The sequence below is a fragment of the Xenorhabdus griffiniae genome (assembly GCF_001028135.1).
GTDB classification, from domain to species: domain Bacteria; phylum Pseudomonadota; class Gammaproteobacteria; order Enterobacterales; family Enterobacteriaceae; genus Xenorhabdus; species Xenorhabdus bakwenae.
On sequence record NZ_LDNM01000009.1, the window covers coordinates 88,163 to 110,908 of the forward strand.

The 22,746-nt window shown below is 41.4% G+C and carries 18 protein-coding genes; 9 read left to right on the forward strand and 9 right to left on the reverse strand.

All coding sequences use genetic code 11. The features are described from left to right. Window positions 1-70 precede the first annotated feature (70 nt). Window positions 71-1,831, forward strand: a complete 1,761-nt coding sequence (gene ggt, locus AAY47_RS03380) for a gamma-glutamyltransferase (protein WP_047766880.1) — start codon at window positions 71-73, stop codon at window positions 1,829-1,831. 100 nt (window positions 1,832-1,931) lie between these two features. On the opposite strand, the gene brnQ is transcribed toward ggt, so the two are convergent. The 3 genes from brnQ to phoB all read right to left on the reverse strand — a co-directional run bounded on the left by brnQ (window position 1,932) and on the right by phoB (window position 5,662). Then, window positions 1,932-3,272 (reverse strand): branched-chain amino acid transport system II carrier protein, encoded by a 1,341-nt coding sequence (gene brnQ, locus AAY47_RS03385; protein WP_047766882.1) that lies wholly within the window; start codon window positions 3,270-3,272, stop codon window positions 1,932-1,934. Between the two features lie 355 nt (window positions 3,273-3,627). After that, complete coding sequence (phoR, locus tag AAY47_RS03390) at window positions 3,628-4,953, reverse strand: phosphate regulon sensor histidine kinase PhoR (RefSeq protein ID WP_047766884.1); 1,326 nt, start codon at window positions 4,951-4,953, stop codon at window positions 3,628-3,630. Between the two features lie 19 nt (window positions 4,954-4,972). Next, window positions 4,973-5,662, reverse strand: coding sequence for a phosphate regulon transcriptional regulator PhoB (gene phoB / locus AAY47_RS03395; protein WP_047766886.1), 690 nt, complete (start codon window positions 5,660-5,662; stop codon window positions 4,973-4,975). Window positions 5,663-5,931: 269 nt separating this feature from the next. Here phoB and sbcD point away from each other — a divergent pair, with 269 nt between their 5' ends. Both sbcD and AAY47_RS03405 read left to right on the forward strand, forming a co-directional pair. Continuing rightward, window positions 5,932-7,149 (forward strand): exonuclease subunit SbcD, encoded by a 1,218-nt coding sequence (gene sbcD, locus AAY47_RS03400; RefSeq protein WP_047766888.1) that lies wholly within the window; start codon window positions 5,932-5,934, stop codon window positions 7,147-7,149. A 17-nt stretch (window positions 7,150-7,166) separates the two neighbouring features. Beyond that, a complete protein-coding gene (locus AAY47_RS03405) occupies window positions 7,167-10,847 on the forward strand; it encodes an AAA family ATPase (RefSeq protein ID WP_047766889.1) in 3,681 nt (1,226 codons plus the stop codon). A 313-nt stretch (window positions 10,848-11,160) separates the two neighbouring features. On the opposite strand, the gene AAY47_RS03410 is transcribed toward AAY47_RS03405, so the two are convergent. After that, on the reverse strand, window positions 11,161-13,116 hold the full coding sequence (locus tag AAY47_RS03410; protein ID WP_047766891.1) for a bifunctional 2',3'-cyclic-nucleotide 2'-phosphodiesterase/3'-nucleotidase: 1,956 nt from the start codon (window positions 13,114-13,116) through the stop codon (window positions 11,161-11,163). 319 nt (window positions 13,117-13,435) lie between these two features. Between AAY47_RS03410 and rdgC the strand changes: the two genes are divergently transcribed. Next, window positions 13,436-14,347, forward strand: coding sequence for a recombination-associated protein RdgC (gene rdgC / locus AAY47_RS03415; RefSeq protein ID WP_047766893.1), 912 nt, complete (start codon window positions 13,436-13,438; stop codon window positions 14,345-14,347). A 45-nt stretch (window positions 14,348-14,392) separates the two neighbouring features. Here the strand turns inward: rdgC and AAY47_RS03420 are convergent, their stop codons facing one another. Next, on the reverse strand, window positions 14,393-15,541 hold the full coding sequence (locus AAY47_RS03420) for a porin (protein WP_047766894.1): 1,149 nt from the start codon (window positions 15,539-15,541) through the stop codon (window positions 14,393-14,395). A 316-nt stretch (window positions 15,542-15,857) separates the two neighbouring features. Between AAY47_RS03420 and AAY47_RS23025 the strand changes: the two genes are divergently transcribed. Beyond that, window positions 15,858-15,980 (forward strand): hypothetical protein, encoded by a 123-nt coding sequence (locus AAY47_RS23025; protein ID WP_255334747.1) that lies wholly within the window; start codon window positions 15,858-15,860, stop codon window positions 15,978-15,980. Window positions 15,981-16,183: 203 nt separating this feature from the next. Next, complete coding sequence (locus AAY47_RS03430) at window positions 16,184-16,810, forward strand: TetR/AcrR family transcriptional regulator (protein WP_047766897.1); 627 nt, start codon at window positions 16,184-16,186, stop codon at window positions 16,808-16,810. Window positions 16,811-16,908: 98 nt separating this feature from the next. On the opposite strand, the gene AAY47_RS03435 is transcribed toward AAY47_RS03430, so the two are convergent. Continuing rightward, window positions 16,909-17,223, reverse strand: a complete 315-nt coding sequence (locus AAY47_RS03435; RefSeq protein ID WP_235428273.1) for a hypothetical protein — start codon at window positions 17,221-17,223, stop codon at window positions 16,909-16,911. A 71-nt stretch (window positions 17,224-17,294) separates the two neighbouring features. On the opposite strand from AAY47_RS03435, the gene AAY47_RS03440 reads away from it, so the two are divergent. Both AAY47_RS03440 and nadS read left to right on the forward strand, forming a co-directional pair. After that, the gene (locus AAY47_RS03440) at window positions 17,295-17,513 is read left to right on the forward strand and encodes a hypothetical protein (protein WP_369813292.1); all 219 of its coding nucleotides are present in this window, start codon (window positions 17,295-17,297) and stop codon (window positions 17,511-17,513) included. Window positions 17,514-17,669: 156 nt separating this feature from the next. After that, window positions 17,670-17,966 carry a NadS family protein gene (gene nadS, locus AAY47_RS03445; RefSeq protein WP_047766899.1) on the forward strand — a complete coding sequence of 99 codons (297 nt, stop codon included), beginning with the start codon at window positions 17,670-17,672 and terminating at the stop codon, window positions 17,964-17,966. 136 nt (window positions 17,967-18,102) lie between these two features. On the opposite strand, the gene AAY47_RS03450 is transcribed toward nadS, so the two are convergent. From AAY47_RS03450 to AAY47_RS03460, 3 genes are all read right to left on the reverse strand, one after another. After that, window positions 18,103-19,146 (reverse strand): acyltransferase, encoded by a 1,044-nt coding sequence (locus tag AAY47_RS03450; RefSeq protein ID WP_047766901.1) that lies wholly within the window; start codon window positions 19,144-19,146, stop codon window positions 18,103-18,105. Window positions 19,147-19,158: 12 nt separating this feature from the next. After that, window positions 19,159-19,815: an SGNH/GDSL hydrolase family protein gene (locus AAY47_RS03455; protein ID WP_047766903.1), complete on the reverse strand. Its 657-nt coding sequence runs from the start codon at window positions 19,813-19,815 to the stop codon at window positions 19,159-19,161. A gap of 459 nt (window positions 19,816-20,274) precedes the next feature. Continuing rightward, entirely contained in the window at window positions 20,275-22,188 is a 1,914-nt protein-coding gene (locus AAY47_RS03460) for a BglG family transcription antiterminator (protein WP_047766905.1), read from the reverse strand. 179 nt (window positions 22,189-22,367) lie between these two features. Between AAY47_RS03460 and AAY47_RS03465 the strand changes: the two genes are divergently transcribed. Beyond that, window positions 22,368-22,682 (forward strand): PTS sugar transporter subunit IIB, encoded by a 315-nt coding sequence (locus AAY47_RS03465; RefSeq protein ID WP_047766907.1) that lies wholly within the window; start codon window positions 22,368-22,370, stop codon window positions 22,680-22,682. The last annotated feature ends 64 nt before the right edge of the window (window positions 22,683-22,746 follow it).

A 22,746-nucleotide genomic window follows, 5' to 3' on the forward strand; every position in this document is an offset into this window, starting at 1 on the left:
TTAATAGCAACAAAAGCACCACAAACACTCAAATCAGTTAACAGTTGACCTATCCTCAGGAGAACAACACATGTTCAAGACATGGAAAATATCACTTATCGCTGTATCCCTGCTCATTTCTACCCCTCTTTATTCTGCCACTGAGCCTGCTGTTGAAGCCAAACAAGGCATGGTTGTCAGCTCACAACGCCTTGCTTCACAAGCTGGCATAGATATTCTAAAAATGGGCGGGAACGCCATTGATGCGGCGGTTGCCGTTGGATATGCCGAGGCAGTGGTTAATCCCTGCTGTGGCAATATTGGTGGTGGTGGATTTATGACCATCCATCTTGCCAATGGAAAAGATACTTTCATTAATTTCCGTGAAACAGCCCCTGCCGCAGCCAGCGCTGATATGTATCAGGATAAAGATGGAAACGTTATCAAAAGTGCCAGCCTGTATGGTTATAAATCAATTGCTGTACCGGGTACAGTAATGGGATTTGAAGAGGCATTGAAAAAGTATGGCACATTAACTCGTGAACAAGTCATGGCACCCGCCATCAAACTGGCGCGCGAAGGCTATATTCTGACCCGTGGAGATACCAATATTCTGGACACCACAGTTAAGCGTTTTGCTCAAGATCCAGAAGCTGCCCGTATTTTTCTGCGTGAAAATGGTAAGCCATTCGAACCCGGGGACCGGCTCATTCAAACCGATTTAGCCAACACGCTGGAAATGATTGCCAAACACGGGCCTGATGCTTTTTATCACGGCAAAATTCCCCAATTAGTTGCAGAAGCGTCAAAAAAATCAGGCGGAATTATTACCGCAGCGGATTTCGCCAATTATCACATTACAGAAACCGCTCCTGTCACCTGTAGTTACCGAGGCTATAAATTCATCTCTTCTCCGCCGCCCAGCTCTGGTGGTGTTACGTTATGTGAGATATTAAACGTCATTGAAGGCTACGATCTTAAATCCATGGGATTCAACTCTGCTGCTTATATTCACACATTGACAGAAGCCATGCGCCACGCCTATATGGATAGAAATACCTATCTGGGCGATCCAGTCTTTATCAATAATCCGCTTGATCGACTGTTGAGTAAAAGCTACGCCGAATCAATCAGAAAAGACATTCAACCCAATAAAGCCACCCCATCAGTGAATGTTCAACCGGATATGGGTCCCCATGAAAAACCAGAGACTACCCACTATTCCGTGGTAGATAAAGAAGGGAACGCAGTATCAACCACTTACACCATCAATGGACGTTTTGGTGCTGTCGTGATTGCCCCAGGAACCGGCTTCTTCCTCAACGATGAAATGGACGACTTCACAACTAAAGTCGGTGAGAAAAACCTGTATGGGTTAGTACAAGGTGCAACCAACTCGATCGCCCCCGGTAAGCGCCCACTATCATCAATGAGTCCAACTCTCGTGACCAAAGATAATAAAATCTTCCTGGTCTTGGGTTCTCCGGGAGGCTCACGCATTATCTCCATTACGCTACAAGCTGCCCTGAATATCCTCGAATTCAACATGCCACCACAAGAAGCTGTCGATAGCCCACGGTTCCACCATCAATGGCTACCAGACGAGGTCTATTATGAGCAACGTGGGCTGTCGAAAGATACCCTGAATTTACTGGAAAAAATGGGTTACAAAATGGTGGAACAGACACCGTGGGGAGCAACAGAGTTAATTATGATTGGATTGCCGGGTGCTGCCGGCGTTGCCCCGGAATCATCAGGTAACGATTCAGCCGTATCAGGTATTGTCCATGAAGGTTACATCTACGGTGCTAACGATGCACGGCGACCTGCCGGTGCCGCTATTGGTTATTAATTCAGCATAAATAAACGAAAAAGGTGGGCTGATTTCAACAGCGCACCTTTACCATCTTATAACATCACTTATCCATGTTTATCATAAATAGACTTCATTCCTACTTCTCTTCAGGCTGCACTTCATACTTTGGGAGCTTTACGCCGCCGACAATGCGGTCATAGATAGCGCACACAACCATCGTCAGTAAAGTAGGCAGTAACCAAGCCAAACCTTGATCCGATAATGGCAGATGCTTCGCCCACTCAGGCAGTAAATGAGTGAGGTACTCAGAAACTTTTATGGCATCCAAAACCCCAAACAGCAAACTGACAGACATGGCAGGAGCCAAAATACGGGTGCAGTTATGCCACCAACGGGTTGTAAAGCTCAGTAATATCAGCACGATACAGGGAGGATAAATGGCCGTCAGTACGGGAAGTGAGAACTTAATCAAGTGACTTAAGCCCATGTTAGAAACCAACATGGAGAATGTGCCTAAAATCAGTACCAGAGTACGGTAGGATAATGGCAAATAACGGCTGAAAAATTCAGAACAAGCACACGTCAAGCCAACAGCAGTCACCATACAAGCAACGAAAATCAGTACCGCGAGGAAGAAACTGCCATAGTTACCAAAAATGCTTTGGACATAGGCGTGCAAAATCGCAGCCCCATTATCTGCGGTAGGCACTAATGTGCCACTGCCTTCCCCAAGTTTGAACAAAGAGAGGTATACCAGCGTCAAGCCAAGACCGGCAATCACGCCAGCCCACATAGCATAGCGCGTCAACAGGGAAGAAGCCGCAACCCCTCTGGAACGAACAGCGTTAACAATAACAATCCCGAATACCATTGCAGCCAGTGTGTCCATGGTCAAATAGCCATTGACAAAGCCATTTGAGAACGGAGTTTCCCGATAAGTTTCAATAGCAGGAACAGGGCCACCTGCCGGCCACAACACAGCCGCAATTCCTAAAATGGCTAACGCCACGATTTTGATTGGGGCCAATATATGGCCAACACTATCCAGTAGTTTGCCCGGATACAATGAAATCAGCACCACGAGTGCAAAATAGATCACACTATAGATAAATAGAGGAAGATCACCTGTTCCGGTAAGTGATGCCATACCCACTTCAAAAGAAACCGTTGCAGTCCTGGGGGTTGCAAACAGGGGGCCGACAGCTAAATAGCAAACAGTTGCCAGAATCAGACCTGCCGTTTTCCCAATCGGTGCACTGAGTGCTTCAATGCCCCCACCCACTTTTGCCAACGCAATGACAGTAATGACCGGCATGCCAACAGCAGTTAGCAAAAAGCCAGCGGCTGAGATCCAAACATTCTCTCCTGCCTGCAAGCCAACCATAGGCGGAAAAATAATATTTCCCGCACCAACAAACAAGGCAAAGGTCATAAAACCTAATGCCCAAATATCCTTAGATGATAAACGGTATGCCATAATGATTGCTAATGTATTATTGCCAAAAGAGATGCATTTGCGACAGTAACTATCGCAACTACTTGAATTTTCACTGGCGAGACCGAATTCTGATTTAACAGTCAGTGATCAACATAATATTCACTGATAATCGCAAGATACAGAATGATAGTAGTAATAACAGCTAGAATCGCCAACAACTGCCCCCAAGTAAAACTTTTATAGCGCTAAAAGGCAAGTGTAAAACCAAAAACCAGAATAATGTACTGAACTGGTTTTTAAAATCAGTTATTATTGTTATCTATCATTGAATACACACTATATGATTTGTTCATTTTCTGCTCGCGCACATTTTTTGTTCATGCTAACGCATAAATTATTTTGTCGTAAAACGGTTTTTGGCAGAGGCAATAAGCCGAGATGCCAATAAAAAGCTAAACACTGAGCCTTTCCCTAAAGTACTCGCAATATCAAGATGAGTATTATAGTGATGCAATGCATGTTTCACTATCGATAAACCTAACCCATTCCCCCCAGTTTGACGTGAGCGGGCCAGATCGACGCGATAAAAACGTTCTGTCAGACGTGGTAAATGTTCCGCGCTAATTCCACCGCCATTGTCTTCCACTTTGAACTGTGCGCCTTGGGAAACATCTCGCCAGCTCACCTCAATCCTTGTGCCCGGAGGGGTATGTGTAATGGCGTTATAAACAAGGTTGGACATTGCACTGCGTAATTGCTCTTCATTACCAAACACTTTCAGCCTTTCATCAATATCAAACACAATATCGTGCTGCTCATTTCCCAAGGCCAATACTTTTCGTTGCAATACTTCCCGTTGCAATACTTTCAATATGTTGGGAACATCCACGACTTCATTCATGTTCACTTGTGGTCCCCCTTCAATTTTGGAAAGATGCAGCAGTTGTTGCACCAAACCATCCATTCTTCGTATTTGTTCCCGCATTGTACCGATGACTTTCTGGTTTACGTTAGTGTCGAACGCCTGATCCTCCATCATTTCCAGATAACCTTGCAGTACAGTGAGAGGGGTTTTGAGTTCATGACTTACATTGGCAAAAAAATCCCGTCTGGCATTTTCCAACTGTCGTTTTTGGGTGATGTCGCGCGCGACCATCAATAATTGCTTCTCAGAATAAGGCATAATGCGGAACTCTATCATATTGCCATTATTCAATTCGATGGACAGAGGGTGGGAAAAATCATTCGCTGTAATATAACGGCTAAAATCAGGATAGCGAAGCAGGTTGAAAATATGCTGACCGTTATCCTCAGGCCAGCGGAATCCAAGTAAATGCTGAGCCAGACGATTACACCAAAAAATATTGCCCTCCGTGGTCATTATCACAATGGCATCCGGCAATGATTCCGCCCCATTGCGAAAGCGCTTGATGAGTAATGCGAGTTCACGACGTCGTTTGCGATTGCGTTGCTGCAACTGATAAATACCATAAAAGATAGGTTCCCAGCCGCCACAACCGGCGGGCGGTAACATATTGCGATCCAGCCATAACCAATCGGATAATTTCAGTAAATTATAGCCATGCCATATCAGAGCCAAAAATAGTGCAATAACCAGCAACCATGCTAACTGACCGATGAAAAGAGACAAAATGACAGCGGGCAAGCAAAAAAGCACAAGCCCCCATACCAACTTTTTCCAGGATAAACGCTCAAGCACGCGACTTTACTCCGAACAATCAATAGCGGGTAGAAAAGCGATAACCCGTACCACGCACCGTCTGTACCATCCTTGCGTGATCCCCTATCTCCAGCGCCCTACGCAAACGGCGAATATGTACATCAACCGTACGATCTTCCACATAAACATTTGTTCCCCACACATAGTTGAGTAGCTGCTCACGACTATAAACACGCTCAGGATGAGTCATAAAAAAGTGGAGAAGTTTGAATTCAGTTGGTCCCATTTCCACATCTTGTCCATGACTGGAAACGCGGTGGGATGACGGATCCAGCGCTAATCCACCCATATCAATAATCTCTTCCGACTCTATAGGTGAAAGGCGGCGCAAAACAGCCTTAACCCGGGCAATCAATTCCTTGGGTGAAAAAGGCTTTGTTATATAGTCATCGGCACCGACATCTAAGCCATGTACCCTATCTTCTTCTTCCACCCGAGCCGTGACCATAATAATAGGGATCGCCTTAACGTTATTATCCCGTTTCATTTGCCGGATAAGTTGTATTCCCGAACCTCCCGGCAGCATCCAGTCCAATAATACCAAATCAGGATAAGGCTCAGACAAACGTCTTATCGCCGTATCGTAATCTTCCGCTTCAATGGCCTGATAACCGTTTTGTTCCAGAGCAAAACAGACCATTTCACGAATCGGCACTTCATCTTCAACTACCAAAATGCGTTTAACCATGGCTAATTCCGTTAATGTCATTAAGGTCAGTGAGTTCACTACAAAACATTATGAGTCAATTTTATGACACTTTGATGAAACCTCTTACTCCTCAATTAGCAAGAGACAAACTGGCTCTCAAAGAAAATTTTGCAACTTTGTCATATTTCACTGTGGATGCGAAGTAGCTCGAAAATTCAGTAAAGAATGTCGAATTGCACAGGACATCCCTCAAACTGCCATTATAATTAACTCCTGCAACAAGCAAGGAAGTAACGGGCGGGAAAATCATGCGAATTATTCACACATCTGACTGGCATCTTGGCCAATATTTTTTTACTAAAAGCCGCGCTGCTGAACATAAGCATTTTTTGCAGTGGCTGATTGAAAAAATCATTCAATATCAAGTTGATGCACTAATTATTGCCGGCGATATTTTTGATACTGGTTCGCCCCCCAGCTACGCACGTGAACTTTATAACAAATTCATTGTGGCATTACAGCCTACAGGCTGCCAGCTTGTCATTCTTGGTGGAAACCACGATTCTGTTGCCACACTTAACGAATCAAAATCCCTCCTCTCTTACCTGAATACCCTTGTGATTGCCAATGCTGAAACTGAAGATATCACACAGCAGATAAAGCTTCTGAATAACAGAGATGGCAATGCAGGGGCCATTCTCTGTGCCATTCCCTATCTGCGGCCACGGGATATTATGACCAGTCAGGCGGGGCAATCGGGCGTACAAAAGCAACAGGCACTACAGGATGCCATCTCCGGGCATTATCACAAGCTCTACCAACAAGCCTGTGCATTACGAGAACAGCTCGGCCAGCCATTACCGATTATCGCCACGGGTCACCTCACTACGGTGGGCGCTTCCACTACAGATTCCGTTCGAGATATTTACATCGGCACATTAGAGGCCTTCCCCGCACAGTCATTCCCTCCTGCTGACTATATTGCACTAGGGCATATCCACCGCCCGCAAGTCATCGGTAAATCAGCGCATATCCGCTACAGCGGTTCTCCTATTCCACTCAGCTTTGATGAAGTGGGACAGGAAAAAAGTGTCTGCTTAGTGGACTTTACATCAGGCAAACTCGATAACATCACACTGTTACCAATCCCACATTATCAGCCTATGCAGCTTATTCGTGGTAATTTGAAACAAATCGAAGAACAATTACACGTTTTCAAGGAACATCAGGGAGAGCGCCCGGTTTGGCTGGATATTGAAGTCGCAACCCAGGATTATCTGCACGACATCCAAAAACGCATTCAGGCCCTAAGTGAAGGGTTGCCTGTTGAGATTATCCTGCTACGCCGCAGCAAAAGCGCTCGCCAACGGTCACTGTCAGAACAACATAAAGAAACGCTTACCGAGCTAAGTGTAGATGAAGTCTTTGAGCGGCGTTTAACGCTGGCAGAAATCGATGATCTTGCCCAAAAACAACGCCTGACCACTCTATTTAAACAGACGCTGGATGATATTTCTCAGCAATAACCTGAAGAGAACATGCCATGAAAATTCTTAGCTTACGGCTGAAAAATATCAATTCCCTGCAAGGTGAGTGGAAAATTGACTTTACGGCAGAACCCTTTGCCAGCAATGGATTATTTGCCATTATCGGCCCAACGGGTGCAGGGAAAACATCTTTATTGGATGCCATTTGCCTCGCCCTTTATCATGAAACACCAAGGCTCAACACTATTTCTGCCTCGCAAAATGAACTTATGACCCGTCATACCGCAGAGTGTCTTGCTGAAGTAGAATTTGAAGTCAAAGGCGTCGCTTATCGGGCATTTTGGAGTCAGCGTCGTGCTCGTAACCAGGTAAATGGCAAACTCCAGCCCCCAAAAGGAGAATTAGCCCTCAAAAAAGAGGGAAAAATCCTGTCTGATAAAATTCCAGAGAAAAAAGAAAAAATAGCCGAAATAACTGGGCTGGATTTTAGCCGTTTTACCAAATCCATGCTTTTGTCACAGGGGAATTTTGCCGCATTTTTGAATGCACAGGATAAAGACAGAGCCGATCTACTGGAAGAGCTAACCGGTACAGAAATTTACGGCATGCTGTCCCAGGAAATTTATCAACGCCATAAAGAGGTGCAATCTGAGCTGAATATCCAACAAGCCAAAGCCGCTTCCATTGAGTTACTCACGCCAGAACAACAACAGACATACCAAAACCAACAACAGCAGCTCATTACAGAAGAAACCCAACTCAGCCAACAAATGAAAGCCTTGCAAACAGCTGAACAGTGGCTTTTGCGACAGGATGAGCTACAGCAATCACTGGTCAGCAGTGCTTCACTTTTACAACAAACTGAACAAGACATTCAGGAAGCACAACCTCAATTGCAACAACTTGCTGCTGGCGAACCCGCAGAGAAAATCCGTCCATTATGGGATGCCCAAAACCGAGCCATCCATGAAAAACAGCGGATCATAGAACAACGCACAAAAATAGAGTATGAGCGCCAACAACAACTGGCAATGCTGCAACCTGCCGAACAGCAACTGACACAACTGGAAAAACAGCGGGAAGAACATCAACAGCATCAAAACCAACAAGAAACGCTCATCTCAGCGCAAATTATGCCGCTCGATCATAAAATTGATATCCAATCCAAAGATCTGCTGAAACTTGAGCAAGAGATTGCAGGACAAAACCGTGACCTCACAGACATCTTATCCCAACACCAAGCGACACAGGACCGAACAGCAGCTTTAAATAGCGAACAAAAGGCGTTGGAATCCTATGATGAGCAGCACCCTTATTACCGCAGTTTGGACAGCAAACTGCCTGAATGGAAACAACTATTCACCCGCCAGAAAGAGCGACAAGAAAAAATAGATCAGCTTACCCAAAGCACCCAACAAATTGCCTCAGAGCTTGCCCGCACAACCGATGATTTACATACCTTGAATGCAGAGTTAGCCAAACAACAAGAACAGAGCCAAATACTGCGCAACAGCCTTGCCACTGCGGCAAGCCAACTCACAACTTTGCAGCAAAAGCATCCACTAGAACAATTACAAAAAAATTTAGAAAATTATCAGAAACAATTAGTATCACAAAACCAACTGGAGATCTTACTTCCCCAGATCCAGCAGTTACATACCACGATCTCAGCCGATCAAAACCAATTGATCCAATCTCAAGCATTGGTAAAAGCCTTACCTGATCAGATCGCAATCCTCAATCAACAATTGGCAGATAAGCAGCAACATTATGACGATCTCACCAATCGAATTCGTTTAGAACAACAAATAGTTAGCCTGGAAAAAGAACGGGCACAATTAAAAGCAGGTGAATCTTGCCCGCTGTGTGGTTCAACTCATCATCCTTTAATCAATGAATACCAGAATATTGCCCTACCACATTCAGAAGAGCGTTTGAAAACGCTGCGCCAACAGATTGAGCAATTGCAAGAAAATCGTGCAACCCTACAGCAAAAACAACAGATTCAACAGCAGCACTGCGAGCAATTGCAGCAAAATATTGCACAATACAATATTAAATTAGCAGCATTGGTTAAACAGTGGGAACACCATTGCCAGCAGTTACAAGCTACAGAATTACCGATGAAAGCAGAGACGGTTAATCACTTTATCAGTCAGCGACAATCTACTTATCACCAATACCAGGCTCAACAAGAAGCACTTTCACAGGCAGAGAAAAACTATCAAGCAGCCGAAAAAGCACTTGCTGCCAATCGGGAGCAATACCAGGCTTGTGAAAAGAATATTGAATTGGAAAAATTCAAACAGGATTCAGCCCAAAAACAATTGGCAGAAAAGGCGGAAGAAGTTCAACTAATAGAAGCTCACTACGCAGCGACAGCACAACAGTTAAACACACAATTACAGCCAACACCTTTCACACTCCCTGCCCCCTATGAAACAGAAAACTGGCTGCAACAGCGTGAACAGGAATTAAAAAACTACCACAATTCACGAGAAAAGTGGCAGCAGCTACAAAAAGAGCAAGCAGCCTTGCAAAGCAAACTGGGTGAACTAGACAAACAAAAAAATAAGCTCTCCACTCATCTTCATGCTTTGAATGAACAGCAGAAACAACAAATACAGTTATTGGAACAAACACGCCAGGAACGTCATCGTTTATTTGGCGAACAATCCATCATTGCCGTTCGTCAGGCTTTGCAACAAAAAACCAATGAACTGGAAACGAGCCACAAACAAGCAACTTTCCATCTGCAAACACTGCAAAATAAAATGAGTCAATTAATCGGTGCTGCCAGTGAAATAGAAAAAAGCCACCTCGCCGCCGAAGCAAACTACAAACGTGCTGCCAGCCATTTCCAAACAGGCTTAGAACAGCAAGGCTTTCCTGATCAATCATCCTTTGAACGTGCTTTATTGGAACCGGAACAGCGGGAAAAATTACAACAATTACAAGAAAAACTTGAACAGCAACAATTGCAGGCCAAAACACGCCACCATGAATCAGAAGTGGCCTTACAACGACATACAAAAACACAGCCGCAATTACTTAACCAGTATGAACCTCAACAATTAGCCGCCCTATTGACCGACGTTATGGCTCAGTTGAAACACAACAACCAACAACAAGGTGAAGTCAGAACCCTATTGAGCAGTGATGCAACTCGCCGCCAACACCAACAGGAGTTACTGGCACAGATCGCACTTTTACAGCAAACATATGATGACTGGAGCTATCTCAATAATCTTATTGGCTCCGCCGATGGCGCTAAATTCCGCCGTTTTGCTCAAGGCCTGACATTGGATCATCTCGTGCATCTGGCTAATATTCGATTGGAAAAATTACATGGCCGCTACTACTTGCAACGCAAGGATGACGGTGGGCTGGAATTACAAGTCGTTGACACCTGGCAAGCGGAAGCCATGAGGGATACCAAAACGCTTTCTGGAGGTGAAAGTTTCCTTGTCAGCCTGGCTCTTGCCCTCGCCTTGTCTGATCTAGTGAGTAACAAAACACAAATAGAATCCCTGTTCCTTGATGAAGGCTTTGGCACGCTTGATCCTGAAACCCTGGATATCGCTTTGGATGCACTGGATCACCTTAATGCATCAGGAAAAACTATCGGGGTAATTAGCCATGTAGAAGCCTTAAAAGAGCGAATTCCTGTTCAGATCAAAGTGGAAAAAAAGAATGGATTGGGCTTCAGCCAATTAGCCGCAGAATTTCGGGTTTAAACATGGAAATCAAATAGTGACAACCGCCTGAGCAATGTGTGTGATGTGTATATATTGAATAATACCTTCGCGTAATTTGACATTTATTCTCATACCAAAGTGCAACGCATAATAACTCGCGTTACACTATCTTTGATCTATGGGTTTTATCTACGCTTATCTGCGTTATCTTTTATCTCTGTCACACTATCTCTTAATATTCTGGCCCTAAGCAACCCATCACTGCAAAATTCTTGCTATCACACATAAATAACTTACCTGCCCTTTTGCCAGGCAGAAGAGCAGGCATTAAGACGACAAAATTCAGTCAGTTTTATTTTTTCTCTGTTAAATCAATTTGATAGATAGCAAAACCAGTATCATCATTTTTTAAGTACTTCATCGGGTATTGGGCGTGTTCCTTAACGAATGTCGCCGCTTTTTCTGTTGGGGAAGTTTCGAAACGGATATCTAATTTTTTATCTGTTTTGATTGGCAAGAATGACCAGTTGTTTTCAGCCTGAGTTGATACTACCCCCTTCTCTTTGGTTATTCTGGCAATGTAAGAAGCCAAAATGGTGCGGTTTTCATCCGGTGACGCAAATGCAATGTGATTTTCTCCGGTTCCGGCGAATTTGCTACCGTAACCACGGTAGTTATTGGTGGCGATCAGGAAAGTGGCTGTTGGATCAATTGGCTTACCCTGATAAGTAACATCTTTGATGCGGTTCGCCCCTTTATTGATAAGCTGGCAATCAGTGTCGTATTTAGCAGGTTGAGTCAGGTCTATCTTATAGTTAACCCCTGTGATGGTATCGAAGTTATACGTGCGGAAACCCTCCCAGTTCAGCAATTCTTGTGGTTTGGTGGAGTTTGCATCAATCTGGTTAAACATGCCCGCCGCGCATTCCAGCCACTCAACCACATCCGCCCCCGTTGCTTTTACCACCACCAGTGTATTTGGATAGAGATATAAATCTGCGGCGTTACGGAAAGTCAGATCACCTTTTTCCACTTCCACAAAGTCAGCCGGTGAATTTTTACGCCCGCCGGCTTTGAAAGGGGCCGCCGCCGCTAAAACAGGAAGGCCATCCAGATTAGGATCACCCTGAATAAAGCGTTTGGTGTAATCTACCTGCGCATCATTGACGATCTGCACAGTGGGATCACTCTGGATCAGCGCCAGATAGCTGTACATGTTGTCAGAGGCTTTACCGATAAATTTACCGACGAACTCACGGGTTCCCTTGTGATCTTTTTCGATGATGGCAGCCAGCTGATTATCGCGTTCAACCAGGGCTTTTTTATGGGCTTTATCATAGATAGGGCGGGCTTGTGCTTTGGCAGATTCGACTTTCCACTCACCACTGTTGTTATTGATCACCATATCAACAACCCCCAGATGATCCCCCCACTGCCCCGGCATAACGGCAGGAATGCCATTAATCGTGCCATCAGCGACATTAACACCTTTGATACCCGCATATTCTTTGCCCGGGAATACACCGTGAGCATGACCAAACATAATGGCATTAATGCCGGGGACGTCACTCAGATAGTAAACCGAGTTTTCTGCCATCGCTTTATAAGGATCTTGAGAAAAACCGGAATGAGGAATGGCGATAACCAGCTCTGCACCCTCTTTCTTCATCTGAGGGACGAATTTTTTTGCGGTCTCAGTGATGTCATTAACAACCACTTTGCCATTGAGATTGGCTTTATCCCAAATGGTGATTTGAGGTGGCACAAAACCGATATAACCGATCTTAATCGAATGCGCTTTGCCTTCGCGATCTTTCACTGGCGTCTCAACGATAATATAAGGCGTAAAGTAGTTTTTACCGGTTTTGGCATCGATGATATTCGCATTGATATAAGGAAATTTGGCACCGGCAATAGCCTGTTTCAGATAATCCAAGCCAAAGTTGAATTCATGGTTACCAAAGTTACCGACGGTATAATCCAGCGTATTCATCAGTTTATAGGCTGGATGAACCTCCCCTTGTTTCAATCCTTTTGCCACCACATAATCCGCAAGCGGGCTGCCTTGAATCAAGTCACCGTTATCGACCAAGATCGCATTGGTTGCTTCCGCTTGGGCCGCCTTAATTAAGTTCACAGTACGAATCAGACCAAATTGCTCCGTGGATTTATCTTTAAAGTAATCGAAATCCATCAGATTGCCGTGAATATCCGAGGTTTCCATCACCCGTAAATCAACGGTTGCTGCGTTCACATTGAATGCCACCAGCATTGCCAGGGTAGATATTTTCACCATGTTCTTCATCATGCTATTCCCCTTTATAGAATAATACGGGAGAACTCAAACCCGCTTCTCCCTATGAAATTTTACTTAAAAAGACAAACGTGCTCCGGTTAGGGTGGTGAGTAGCCACCTGGCTGCACTTTTAACATTGCCTGCTCTCGTTGGCGATGCACATAGCCCACTTTTCCTATTGAGCAGGGCGACGCTGTTTATTATATGAAAATGAGGAAGTGATTATAGGAAACTCTAGAAGTTCTAGGGCTTCGTCACAGGATTCGTTATCATGCCCCCTTATATTTTAAGATGACCTTTGTCACGACGCGCAACAATATGGGGTAACTATATGTTATGGTTCAAAAATTTAATGATTTACCGTTTAAACCGAGAGATTTCCCTTTCGGCGGATGAACTGGAAAAACAATTAAGCCCATTGGCATTCACCCCATGCGGCAGCCAGGATATGATGAAAACTGGCTGGGTTTCGCCAATGGGTTCCCACGGTGAAGCATTAACCCATGCTTCCGGCAATCAAATTCTGATCTGCGCACGCAAAGAAGAAAAAATACTGCCTTCTCCAGTGATTAAGCAGGAATTACAGGACAAAATAGCCCGTCTGGAAGGTGAACAACACCGCAAGCTGAAAAAGACGGAGAAAGATTCACTGAAAGATGAAGTCATTCATACGCTACTGCCAAGAGCATTCAGCCGTTTCAGCCAAACCTATATTTGGATCGATACCGTCAATCATGTGATCATCGTTGATGCCGCCAGCGCAAAACGGGCTGAAGATAATCTAGCATTGCTGAGAAAGACATTAGGATCACTGCCCGTTGTGCCTCTTACTTTCACCAATCCCATTGAATTGACGCTAACCGAGTGGGTACGTTCAGGTGATCTTCCTGCCGGTTATGCCCTGATGGATGAGGCCGAGCTAAAAGCCATTCTGGAAGAAGGCGGGGTGATCCGCTGTAAGAAACAGGATTTGGTCTCAGACGAAATTGCGGCGCATATTGAATCCGGCAAATATGTCACTAAGTTGGCCCTGGATTGGGAAGAGCGCATTCAGTTTATGCTGTCAGACGATGGCGCTTTCAAGCGCATTAAATTCAGCGAAACTTTACGTGATCAAAATGATGATATCGATCGTGAAGATGTGGCCCAACGATTCGATGCTGATTTTACCTTAATGACAGGGGAACTTGGTGCACTAATCAAAAATACGATTGATGCGCTGGGTGGCGAAGCCGAAAGGTAATCACAAAAGAACTGCCTCAATGGGTTTGAGGCAGTTCGATAACCATTAAAATCGATAAACCAAACCAACACCAAAGACATCGTCAGTACTGATCTTCGCTTTCTTGGTGAAATCATTGTCTTTCAATAAGTTGAATTGATATTCAGCATACGTGCCCATGTTTTTGTTGAAATTATAGAAGGCACCGACTGAAACATATTTCACCAAATCTTCAGATCCCTTGTCTGTCAATATGCCCCTGTCAGCCAGGTCATTACCCAGATCTTTACCTTTGGAATAAACAAAAGCGACAGAGGGGCGCAAACCAGAATCAAACTGATACTGAGCCGTCAACTCAATATTTTGGGTTTTATTGGCAAACATCGTGTAGTTATTCACAGAGCTGCCAAACCGGGTCATATTACGGGTTTCACCATACATGGCGGCCAGATAGACGTTATCTTTGTCATACTTGGCAGAAACGATCCACGCTTCGGCTTTATTGCCTTTTGCCAGAACTTTAGCGGCATCAGCCCCCCGTTTCTGTACCGAAGTACGGTCAGAGTTGCCGTATGACGCCCCAATATTGAAACCATTACCAAAGTCATAGGTGCTGGAAAGGCCAAAACCATCGCCATTTTGCCTTGCAACATCGCTACGGCTATTTTTAGTACCCTCATCATTTTTAGCCTGATACTGCAAGGCAAAATTCAGGCCATTGACCAAACCAAAAAAGTCAGTGTTACGATAAGTTAATAACCCTGTTGAACGCCCCATCAGGAAGTTATCGGTTGCGGCCATGGAATCACCACCAAATACCGGCAATACATCTGTCCATGCGTTGGCATCATAAACCACACCATAATTACGCCCATAATCCAGCGACCCGTATTCACCAAATTTCAACCCAGCAAAAGCTAAACGTGTTCTGGTATTTGCCCCACTTTCGACTTCTGTACCATTGGCACCCATATTGAATTCCCAGCGCCCGAAACCAGTGAGTGTCTCCGTAATTTGGGTTGAGCCTTTAATACCGATACGACCGACAGAACCGTCACCCGACTGGCTATCTGATTTGGAGAAAGTTCTCTGCACATCGGCTTTTCCATATAAATCTATTTTATTGCCATCTTTATTATAAATTTCAGCCGCATTTGCGCCCCCTGTAATGAGAAGTACCGGAATTGCCATTGCTAGTGCGTTGCGTTTTATCATTGTCATAATCCTCATTCGTCTTGTTATTATTTAGCCACCGCCAAAAGATCGCTATCCCAAGAACACGTTGCTCTGGAATAGTCAATAATCAGATGGGCGGAGTATTTCACCTGCTTTAGTTAATTTAATGTTAAATTTGTAACAAACAATGACGATACTAAGATCTAAACAACCCTTTTGCTAACAAAAATTAGCAAAAAGTGCCATCTTGTGAAGAATGTCACATTGTAGGGATATTTTCTATAATTCACCCGATCAATTATGATAATAGTTTTTTAAAAACAGCAAGTTATAAATAATAACCGGGTAATAAAAAATGCCAGAAGAGCAGCCCAAACGCAAATTAGGCTTCCTTAAAGGCAAGGGTAGCATTCCCGCCAATTTTGACGATATGAACAACGCCGAAATTATTGATATGTTCGAAGGGAAATATTCATAGTGAAATTCCTGTCAGATACCAACATATTACTGTTTTTTATGAATGGGTAATCACGTTTTGATAGGGTTGACAAGCCTCTGCGAATTCTGTAATTGATGAAATGTAATTTAATTCTTCCATTTAAACTTAAATCAAGCGGTTCTGTTTATTAATGGGATCACGCCAGCGCGATACAAATATTAATAACTTATTAAGGTGCTAAAATGGCAGAAAATCATCCGCGTCCACGAGGCCGCCCCACCATTCCAGAGCAAGTCATACGCCAAAAAATTCACGACGTCACTTTTCTACTTCTGATTAATCAAGGTTATAACAAAACAACCTTGGATGAGGTTGCCAAAAAAGCCGGCATTGCTAAGAAAACGCTCTACCGTTTTGTCAAAAACCGAGAAGATCTGCTTGAACAGGTAGTGATGAGTTGGGAAGATAATTTTATTCCCGATTTTAAGAAGGAAGCCAATAATTTTCAGCAATTGATGAAGTCATTGAAAATATTTCTAACTGAAATAGCGGAAAAATCTTTATCTATGGAAGCGGTAGGATTATTTAAATTATTACAATCTGATTTTCCTTATCGTGAAATATTATTGAGTAAATATCAACAAAGTGAAATTGAAAAAAGCAGAAATATATTGACTAACTGGCTTGAAAGCCAGTATCAAAAAGGATTACTGAAAAAAATGGATTTTTATATTATCAGTGAACTTGTCATCTCGATGGTAATTGCAGAACCACTCAGACAAATGGCGCTGGGAATTCTTCCATCTTTGCCAGAAACAGATATTACACCTCGTATTAGTGCAGCGGTTAGTTTGCTTGAGCGTGAGTAATGTTTATTATTAAGGCTGAGAAATAAATTTCCAGCCTTTTATTTATTAGAATATCCATTTTAATATATTACACAACCTTATTATCATTCTATATGTTACTAACACCATAAGGTTGAAATAAATAGATAAAATATGATGATGCCATATTTCACAGCATAATTGTTGGGTACTCTACTCCACATACTCTGGTATAACGTGCCAACGTATTTATCGTTTGATTCCATTACGCTTACTGTAGAAGGGTTAACTCCCATAATTTTGGCGATCTCTTGATGTGTTAAGCCAGCATATTCCTGCCATTTTTGCAAAGTTTCTTGCAAACGTTCTTTTCTTGTTTCTTCTTTGTAATCCACTCTATATTCTGGATCTTTCATCCATTTTTCGTGCAGTTCTTTATGAGTTGTTAATTTCATTAAGCACCTCTTGTAACAACTGGATACACAGTACCCCATCATGCTTGTATGGATAACAATCAGAGGTTCAGATGAATTATTTGGAGTTTATCGAAACCACTGCATTCAGTAAGAGGCGAGCCAAATTCATGGAAGATGATGAGTTTCAGGAACTCCAGAGCTATTTACTGAAACACCATGATAGTGGCGATACGATTAGTCAAACTGGTGGATGTAAAAAAATTCGCTGGAGTCGCAAGGGAATGGGAAAACATGGTGGGGTACGGTTATCTATTATGTTAGAACATTAAGTGGTCGACTGTATTTACTGATAGTTTATCCCCAAAATGCACAAGCAGACTTAACACAAGAGCAAAAAGCTCAGCTCAAAAATGCTATTCAATACATGAAATAAACAGCAAACACCGCTTTCTAGCGGTTAACCTCTCCATAACGAGGGTAAATTTATGGATAAAGAATTATTTGCAGATCTTCTAAATAGTGTTCATGAAATGGTTGATATTGAGAATGGTGAAATTCAACCTAAACCTGAACATATTCACCGCCACGCTATTCCTGACGTAAAATCTATCCGCGAGAGTGTCGGTATGGGACGACAAGAGTTTGTGGAAATGATAGGCGCAAGCTTTTGGTCATTGAAAAGTTGGGAGCAAAAGCGCCGTATTCCATCGGGAACAGCGTTAAAAATGTTATGTTTGATAGAGAAAAATCCTAATATAATAGAGACATTAAAATCTATTTAACCTATTTTTGACATCTTCACCATTCTAAAGAGGGTGTCGCAAAAAACTAATATTATCCATTAAGATCTGTATTTTTCCTTTAAATGCAGATCTTTTATAGTCTTATTCATTCGAAAATGGGAACCGTCTATTCACATTAAATAGTGATAATTGACGAAGTTATCTTAAATTTTCGTAATAAAACACATAACATATATGATAGGAGAAAAGCCAGTAATGAATACACTATTATATAAATATATATATTGACATAATGAAATTTTCTTAACAAAAACTCATGGATGAATCCATTATGGATCTCAACAACAAAAATATTGTGAACGAGATATATCCCCAGTATATTTTTGCTTATGTCTGCTGTTATACCTGATATTTTACTGACATTTAAATTAACCAAGAATAAAAATAAGCATACGGAAGAAACCTGAAGGAGGACATTATAAAATTTCCCATAAAAAAAGGCCATCCCTGTTCTGACTGATATCAATGATAAAAGTATCAATGAGATAATAGATAATACCAATAAAGTTATGTGGTTAAAGGAGAAAGCTTTTATTTTAGGGTTTGTAAGTCCTATATACCCTCCTATCAGAAAACTAAGAAGCCCTTGAACCTGAAACGGGAGTAAAATATTAAAGGGAACAATGGAAAAGTTATATTTATAGTCTGTCAATGCATTCAATAAGGTAAAATTAGAAATAATAAACATTATGATTATTATCTTTATCAACCCATTGGCATTCCCTAAATTAAATGAACCCCGTATTAATGGAGTTAGTATATAAAGAGCAATTATTGCAAATATAAACCATAAATGAGTGGCATCGGATATCATCCTGCTAACATTAACATAGTTTAAAAAACTGACAGGAGAAATTGTTGTGAATTTACTAATAAAGAAATTATCATAACAATAATAAAAGACCAACCAAAACAATAATACAATTAGAATTCTCTTTACTTTATTAACTGCATAAGCTGTTTGGTTTTCATGTTTGTTATTTAGCAAAAAATAACCACTGCACATAAAAAATAACGAAACACCTAACTGGCCTGCCTGCCGATACAAATACAAAATCACGTCATTATCATGACGTAACAAGAAGAATAATGTGACGTGGGATACGACGACGAAAAATATAGACATTATCTTTAATAAATCTATGGTCAGAACTCTCATTCAAAATCCCTCTTAAATTGATAACATAAAATTTGCAATTTTAGGCGCTATTTTTGCCATGCCTATTTTTGATGGATGTAACCCGTCGGACTCTGTCCCTGCGCTATTACTCGTCATGATATCTATATTTCCTTCATTAAAACCGGAGTTTTTCAATAAATCCAGATACGGAATGGAATATCTTTCGCAAACTTCCCGACAAACATGGCAATAATCAGATAAATAGTATCCTTTCAGATTTTTTTCGTTCATACCTCTTTTTATTGAAATGGGCGTTGTTATGATGAACCCTATCCTTGATAATGGGTATTGCTTTGTCACTCCTGCCAGCAATAAATTCATCGCGCTAATAAATGTTAATGGGGTTTTGTCTTTACTGTCACCTATTTCTATTCCCCCATGAGAACCAAAATCATAGCCAAAATCGTTAACCCCTCCCCATAGGGTAATGATGTCTGGATTGTTTCCCATTTCTTTATAGCGTAAACAAATCGCAGAACTATCATCTTTATCTTTTTGAGCTATACATGTTCCTCCAATGCCGTAATTAACAAATTTTCTTAAGCCTAACATCTCAGTCACGATGGGTTGATACCCCCCTCTTTCTGTTATGCTGTCTCCGAGTGAGAACCAAACCTGCCCCGCTAAATGAGATTGAATATAAGACATTTCTTTTCCTCTGCTTTTTCTGGAATGATAATCTGGTCGTTTCTGGAGGTGTCCTTCTCAGGGAAAACAACCCAGAACCATTAAAGAAATTAACAGTTAAATCCGTAAAATATTGTGTGCAACCTATCATTCTGTCATTTTTTATAAAGATTACCGATGAAAATAACGATTACTAATTAATCGAAACGAGAGGGGAATACACATTACAATTATCGCCATACTTTTAATCAGTGAGGGAGGAATAGCACGCTTTAAAGCTGTTACCACATATCCTGATGGCTCAAGTACCGATACCGGAAAAATTACCGGTGTTGTTGATGAAATTTTAGCTAAAGCCATCGATATTTTAGATCCTTATTGAACTGATTGTAAAAGAACCCCTGCCAGTATGGTTTTTTCGTTTATCCCAGTCACATAGTCACTATGCTTCTGGGAATTCGCTTCTGGGAACTCGCGTCTTTAATGATGTTTATATTCGATTAAAATATCTCGAAACTTTTCGAAATCAGTGAGTTTACCAAGAGCACCAATAACGCTATCGCAATTGAAGATATCCAACAACGCATCATAACTCTGCGCAAAACATGTTCTGTCTATCCGATTTATTGCACTCAAAAACACTACATGTACCCGTTCATCGCTTCCCCAACGTATCCCTTTCGGGCTGATAACAACGGCGATACAGGTTTTCACCGCATCCAGTTTTATAGAGTGAGGTAACGCTAAGAGACCAAAAGCCGTCGAAGAGGCATGCTCACGTTCATACACGCAGTCGATGAAATCAGCTTCAACATATCCCTTCATTAACATTTTCTGGCAAACACTTTCGATAAGTTCATCCCGATTGCGAAAATGGGGATTAAAGAGAAAAAGTTCAGGATCAAAAAATAAGTCAATATTTCGTATTAACGTCACCCATTTCCGATTAGACTTGGCTGTATCAATTTTGTCCATCAATTCAGAATGTTTATCTCTTAAATGGAAAGGGGAAATATAGATAGTTTCATAATATCGTCGTGGAGAAAAATTTATCGTCGTAATCAATAATTCAAACTCTATGCCCTCCAATTGAGCAGGCTGAGAAATGATTTTAATAAGATTGATCTCATCACCAAAATCACGCAATAATTGATGGTAAATTTTATTTTCAATGCCACGATAGCTTGGACACAAAAGCACGGCTCTCACTTTAGTAATGCTTCTTTTTTGCCGTTCAAATTCTGCCCCAACATGCAAGGCAATAAAAGAGATTTCATCTTCATTCAATTTATTGTTGAAAAACGCATTTAATTGCAAAGAGATAAATATCGCAATATCAAAGATAATTCTGCATTCCTTTTTGATGATTTCCAGCATGGGGTTTTTAGTCCAGATTTTATGTTTTAGTCTGGTTTGTAATCCGGATAAGTGTAATGACAATAAAGAAATAAAATCATCGGAAGACACATTAATCAGATAGTTTTCTTGTACGGACTCAGCAAGCTGCCGGGTAAATTGATAGAGTTTAGCACCAACGGAATCAATGATTTCACTATCTGCCTTATTGGAATTTATGTTGGTTTTCAAAAAAAGGTAGCAGGATCTTCTTTCACTTTCAGGCACAACAATTCCAAAACAACATTGAAGTTTGTCGCATAATTCATCTGAGATCAATTTTAGGCTGCTATTTTCTATCGGTAATCTCTGATTATCCAGAAATCTGCCTTTCTTCAATCGTTCAATCAATATCAGGAAATGCAAAATAAGGTTGGTGGATGAAAAATCACTAAGATACAGTTCCCACTTATCAAAAACGCTTGTCATTATGTCAATAACAACTTTAATTTGGTTACTGTCAAATATTTTCTCCAATGCTTTTGCATCAATGAAATGATAATTGGTTTGTTCAAAGATTGCATAATAAACTAATTTTCTTAAATCATGTTCTGCGCCTAATATTTCAACATGACTGTTTTTACATAAAAATTTCACATTAAAACGTTGAAATGATGTATTCATTTTATAAATCAATGCTTTTAATGTAGAATCACTTATACATAAATCACTACTGAGGTTATATATGTTACTGCTTTTCTTAAATAATAAGATCGCTTTGATAACAAAGTGTGCTCTTTCTTGATACGTTTTAGGCAGATTATTTTTCTGATAATGTAATTTATTTACGATATCGAGTGATAATAAATTGTGTGATAACAAATAGCCTTTCCGGCTGGAAATAATAATTTTTTGTTCATGCCACTCATTAATCTCTGCAACATGATTTTTTACAGTTCTTATTGATACCGCTAAAGTTTGAGATAATTTTAATGCTGAGACAGGTGCATTTTTAGTTAATAGATAATCTAATAACTCTTTCTGTTTAATTCTTAGCATAATAATACCTATAAGTTTAAAACAATGGCTTAATATTACGTTTTATGTTGTCATTTAAAAGTAGAGACTTGCCCTCTGTGAGTGCAAATATTAATTTGAATATATAAGAAAAAGAGTAGAAATTGTATCTTCATAGAAGAATAGAAATCAATAAACGACTCAATAAGTAAGAGGATGACATGAAGAAGATATTTATTATGTTATGCTGTGGAGCCGGTATTTCCAGCGGAATGCTGGCAACCAGAACCCGCAATGCAGCAAAAGACCAGGCCATTCCTGTCACGGTTGAAGCCAGAAGTGAAAGTGAAGTTGCAGAATATTTTTCTGTAATCGATATTTTATTCCTTGGGCCACACTATGCTTCACAGCAAAAAGAGTTTCAGAAACATGCCGATCGTTATCATATTCCTGTCATGGTTGTTCCACAAGAAATCTATGGAAGATTAGATGGTAAAGCATTACTTGAGTTAGCCATAAATACCCTGAAAAACTAACTTAACGCGATGCTCGACTTTTATGATGAGTTGAAATGACATAGCCGCTCCTTTATAACTTTAA

Bases quoted from the DNA above. Each gene is read 5' to 3' on its own strand.
- ggt (WP_047766880.1), top strand. From the start codon at position 71: ATGTTCAAGACATGGAAAATATCACTTATCGCTGTATCCCTGCTCATT.
- brnQ (WP_047766882.1), bottom strand. From the start codon at position 3,272: ATGGCATACCGTTTATCATCTAAGGATATTTGGGCATTAGGTTTTATG.
- phoB (WP_047766886.1), bottom strand. From the start codon at position 5,662: ATGGTTAAACGCATTTTGGTAGTTGAAGATGAAGTGCCGATTCGTGAA.
- sbcD (WP_047766888.1), top strand. From the start codon at position 5,932: ATGCGAATTATTCACACATCTGACTGGCATCTTGGCCAATATTTTTTT.
- AAY47_RS03405 (WP_047766889.1), top strand. From the start codon at position 7,167: ATGAAAATTCTTAGCTTACGGCTGAAAAATATCAATTCCCTGCAAGGT.
- AAY47_RS03410 (WP_047766891.1), bottom strand. From the start codon at position 13,116: ATGATGAAGAACATGGTGAAAATATCTACCCTGGCAATGCTGGTGGCA.
- rdgC (WP_047766893.1), top strand. From the start codon at position 13,436: ATGTTATGGTTCAAAAATTTAATGATTTACCGTTTAAACCGAGAGATT.
- AAY47_RS03420 (WP_047766894.1), bottom strand. From the start codon at position 15,541: ATGATAAAACGCAACGCACTAGCAATGGCAATTCCGGTACTTCTCATT.
- AAY47_RS23025 (WP_255334747.1), top strand. From the start codon at position 15,858: ATGCCAGAAGAGCAGCCCAAACGCAAATTAGGCTTCCTTAAAGGCAAG.
- AAY47_RS03430 (WP_047766897.1), top strand. From the start codon at position 16,184: ATGGCAGAAAATCATCCGCGTCCACGAGGCCGCCCCACCATTCCAGAG.
- AAY47_RS03435 (WP_235428273.1), bottom strand. From the start codon at position 17,223: ATGAAATTAACAACTCATAAAGAACTGCACGAAAAATGGATGAAAGAT.
- AAY47_RS03440 (WP_369813292.1), top strand. From the start codon at position 17,295: ATGAATTATTTGGAGTTTATCGAAACCACTGCATTCAGTAAGAGGCGA.
- nadS (WP_047766899.1), top strand. From the start codon at position 17,670: ATGGATAAAGAATTATTTGCAGATCTTCTAAATAGTGTTCATGAAATG.
- AAY47_RS03450 (WP_047766901.1), bottom strand. From the start codon at position 19,146: ATGAGAGTTCTGACCATAGATTTATTAAAGATAATGTCTATATTTTTC.
- AAY47_RS03455 (WP_047766903.1), bottom strand. From the start codon at position 19,815: ATGTCTTATATTCAATCTCATTTAGCGGGGCAGGTTTGGTTCTCACTC.
- AAY47_RS03460 (WP_047766905.1), bottom strand. From the start codon at position 22,188: ATGCTAAGAATTAAACAGAAAGAGTTATTAGATTATCTATTAACTAAA.
- AAY47_RS03465 (WP_047766907.1), top strand. From the start codon at position 22,368: ATGAAGAAGATATTTATTATGTTATGCTGTGGAGCCGGTATTTCCAGC.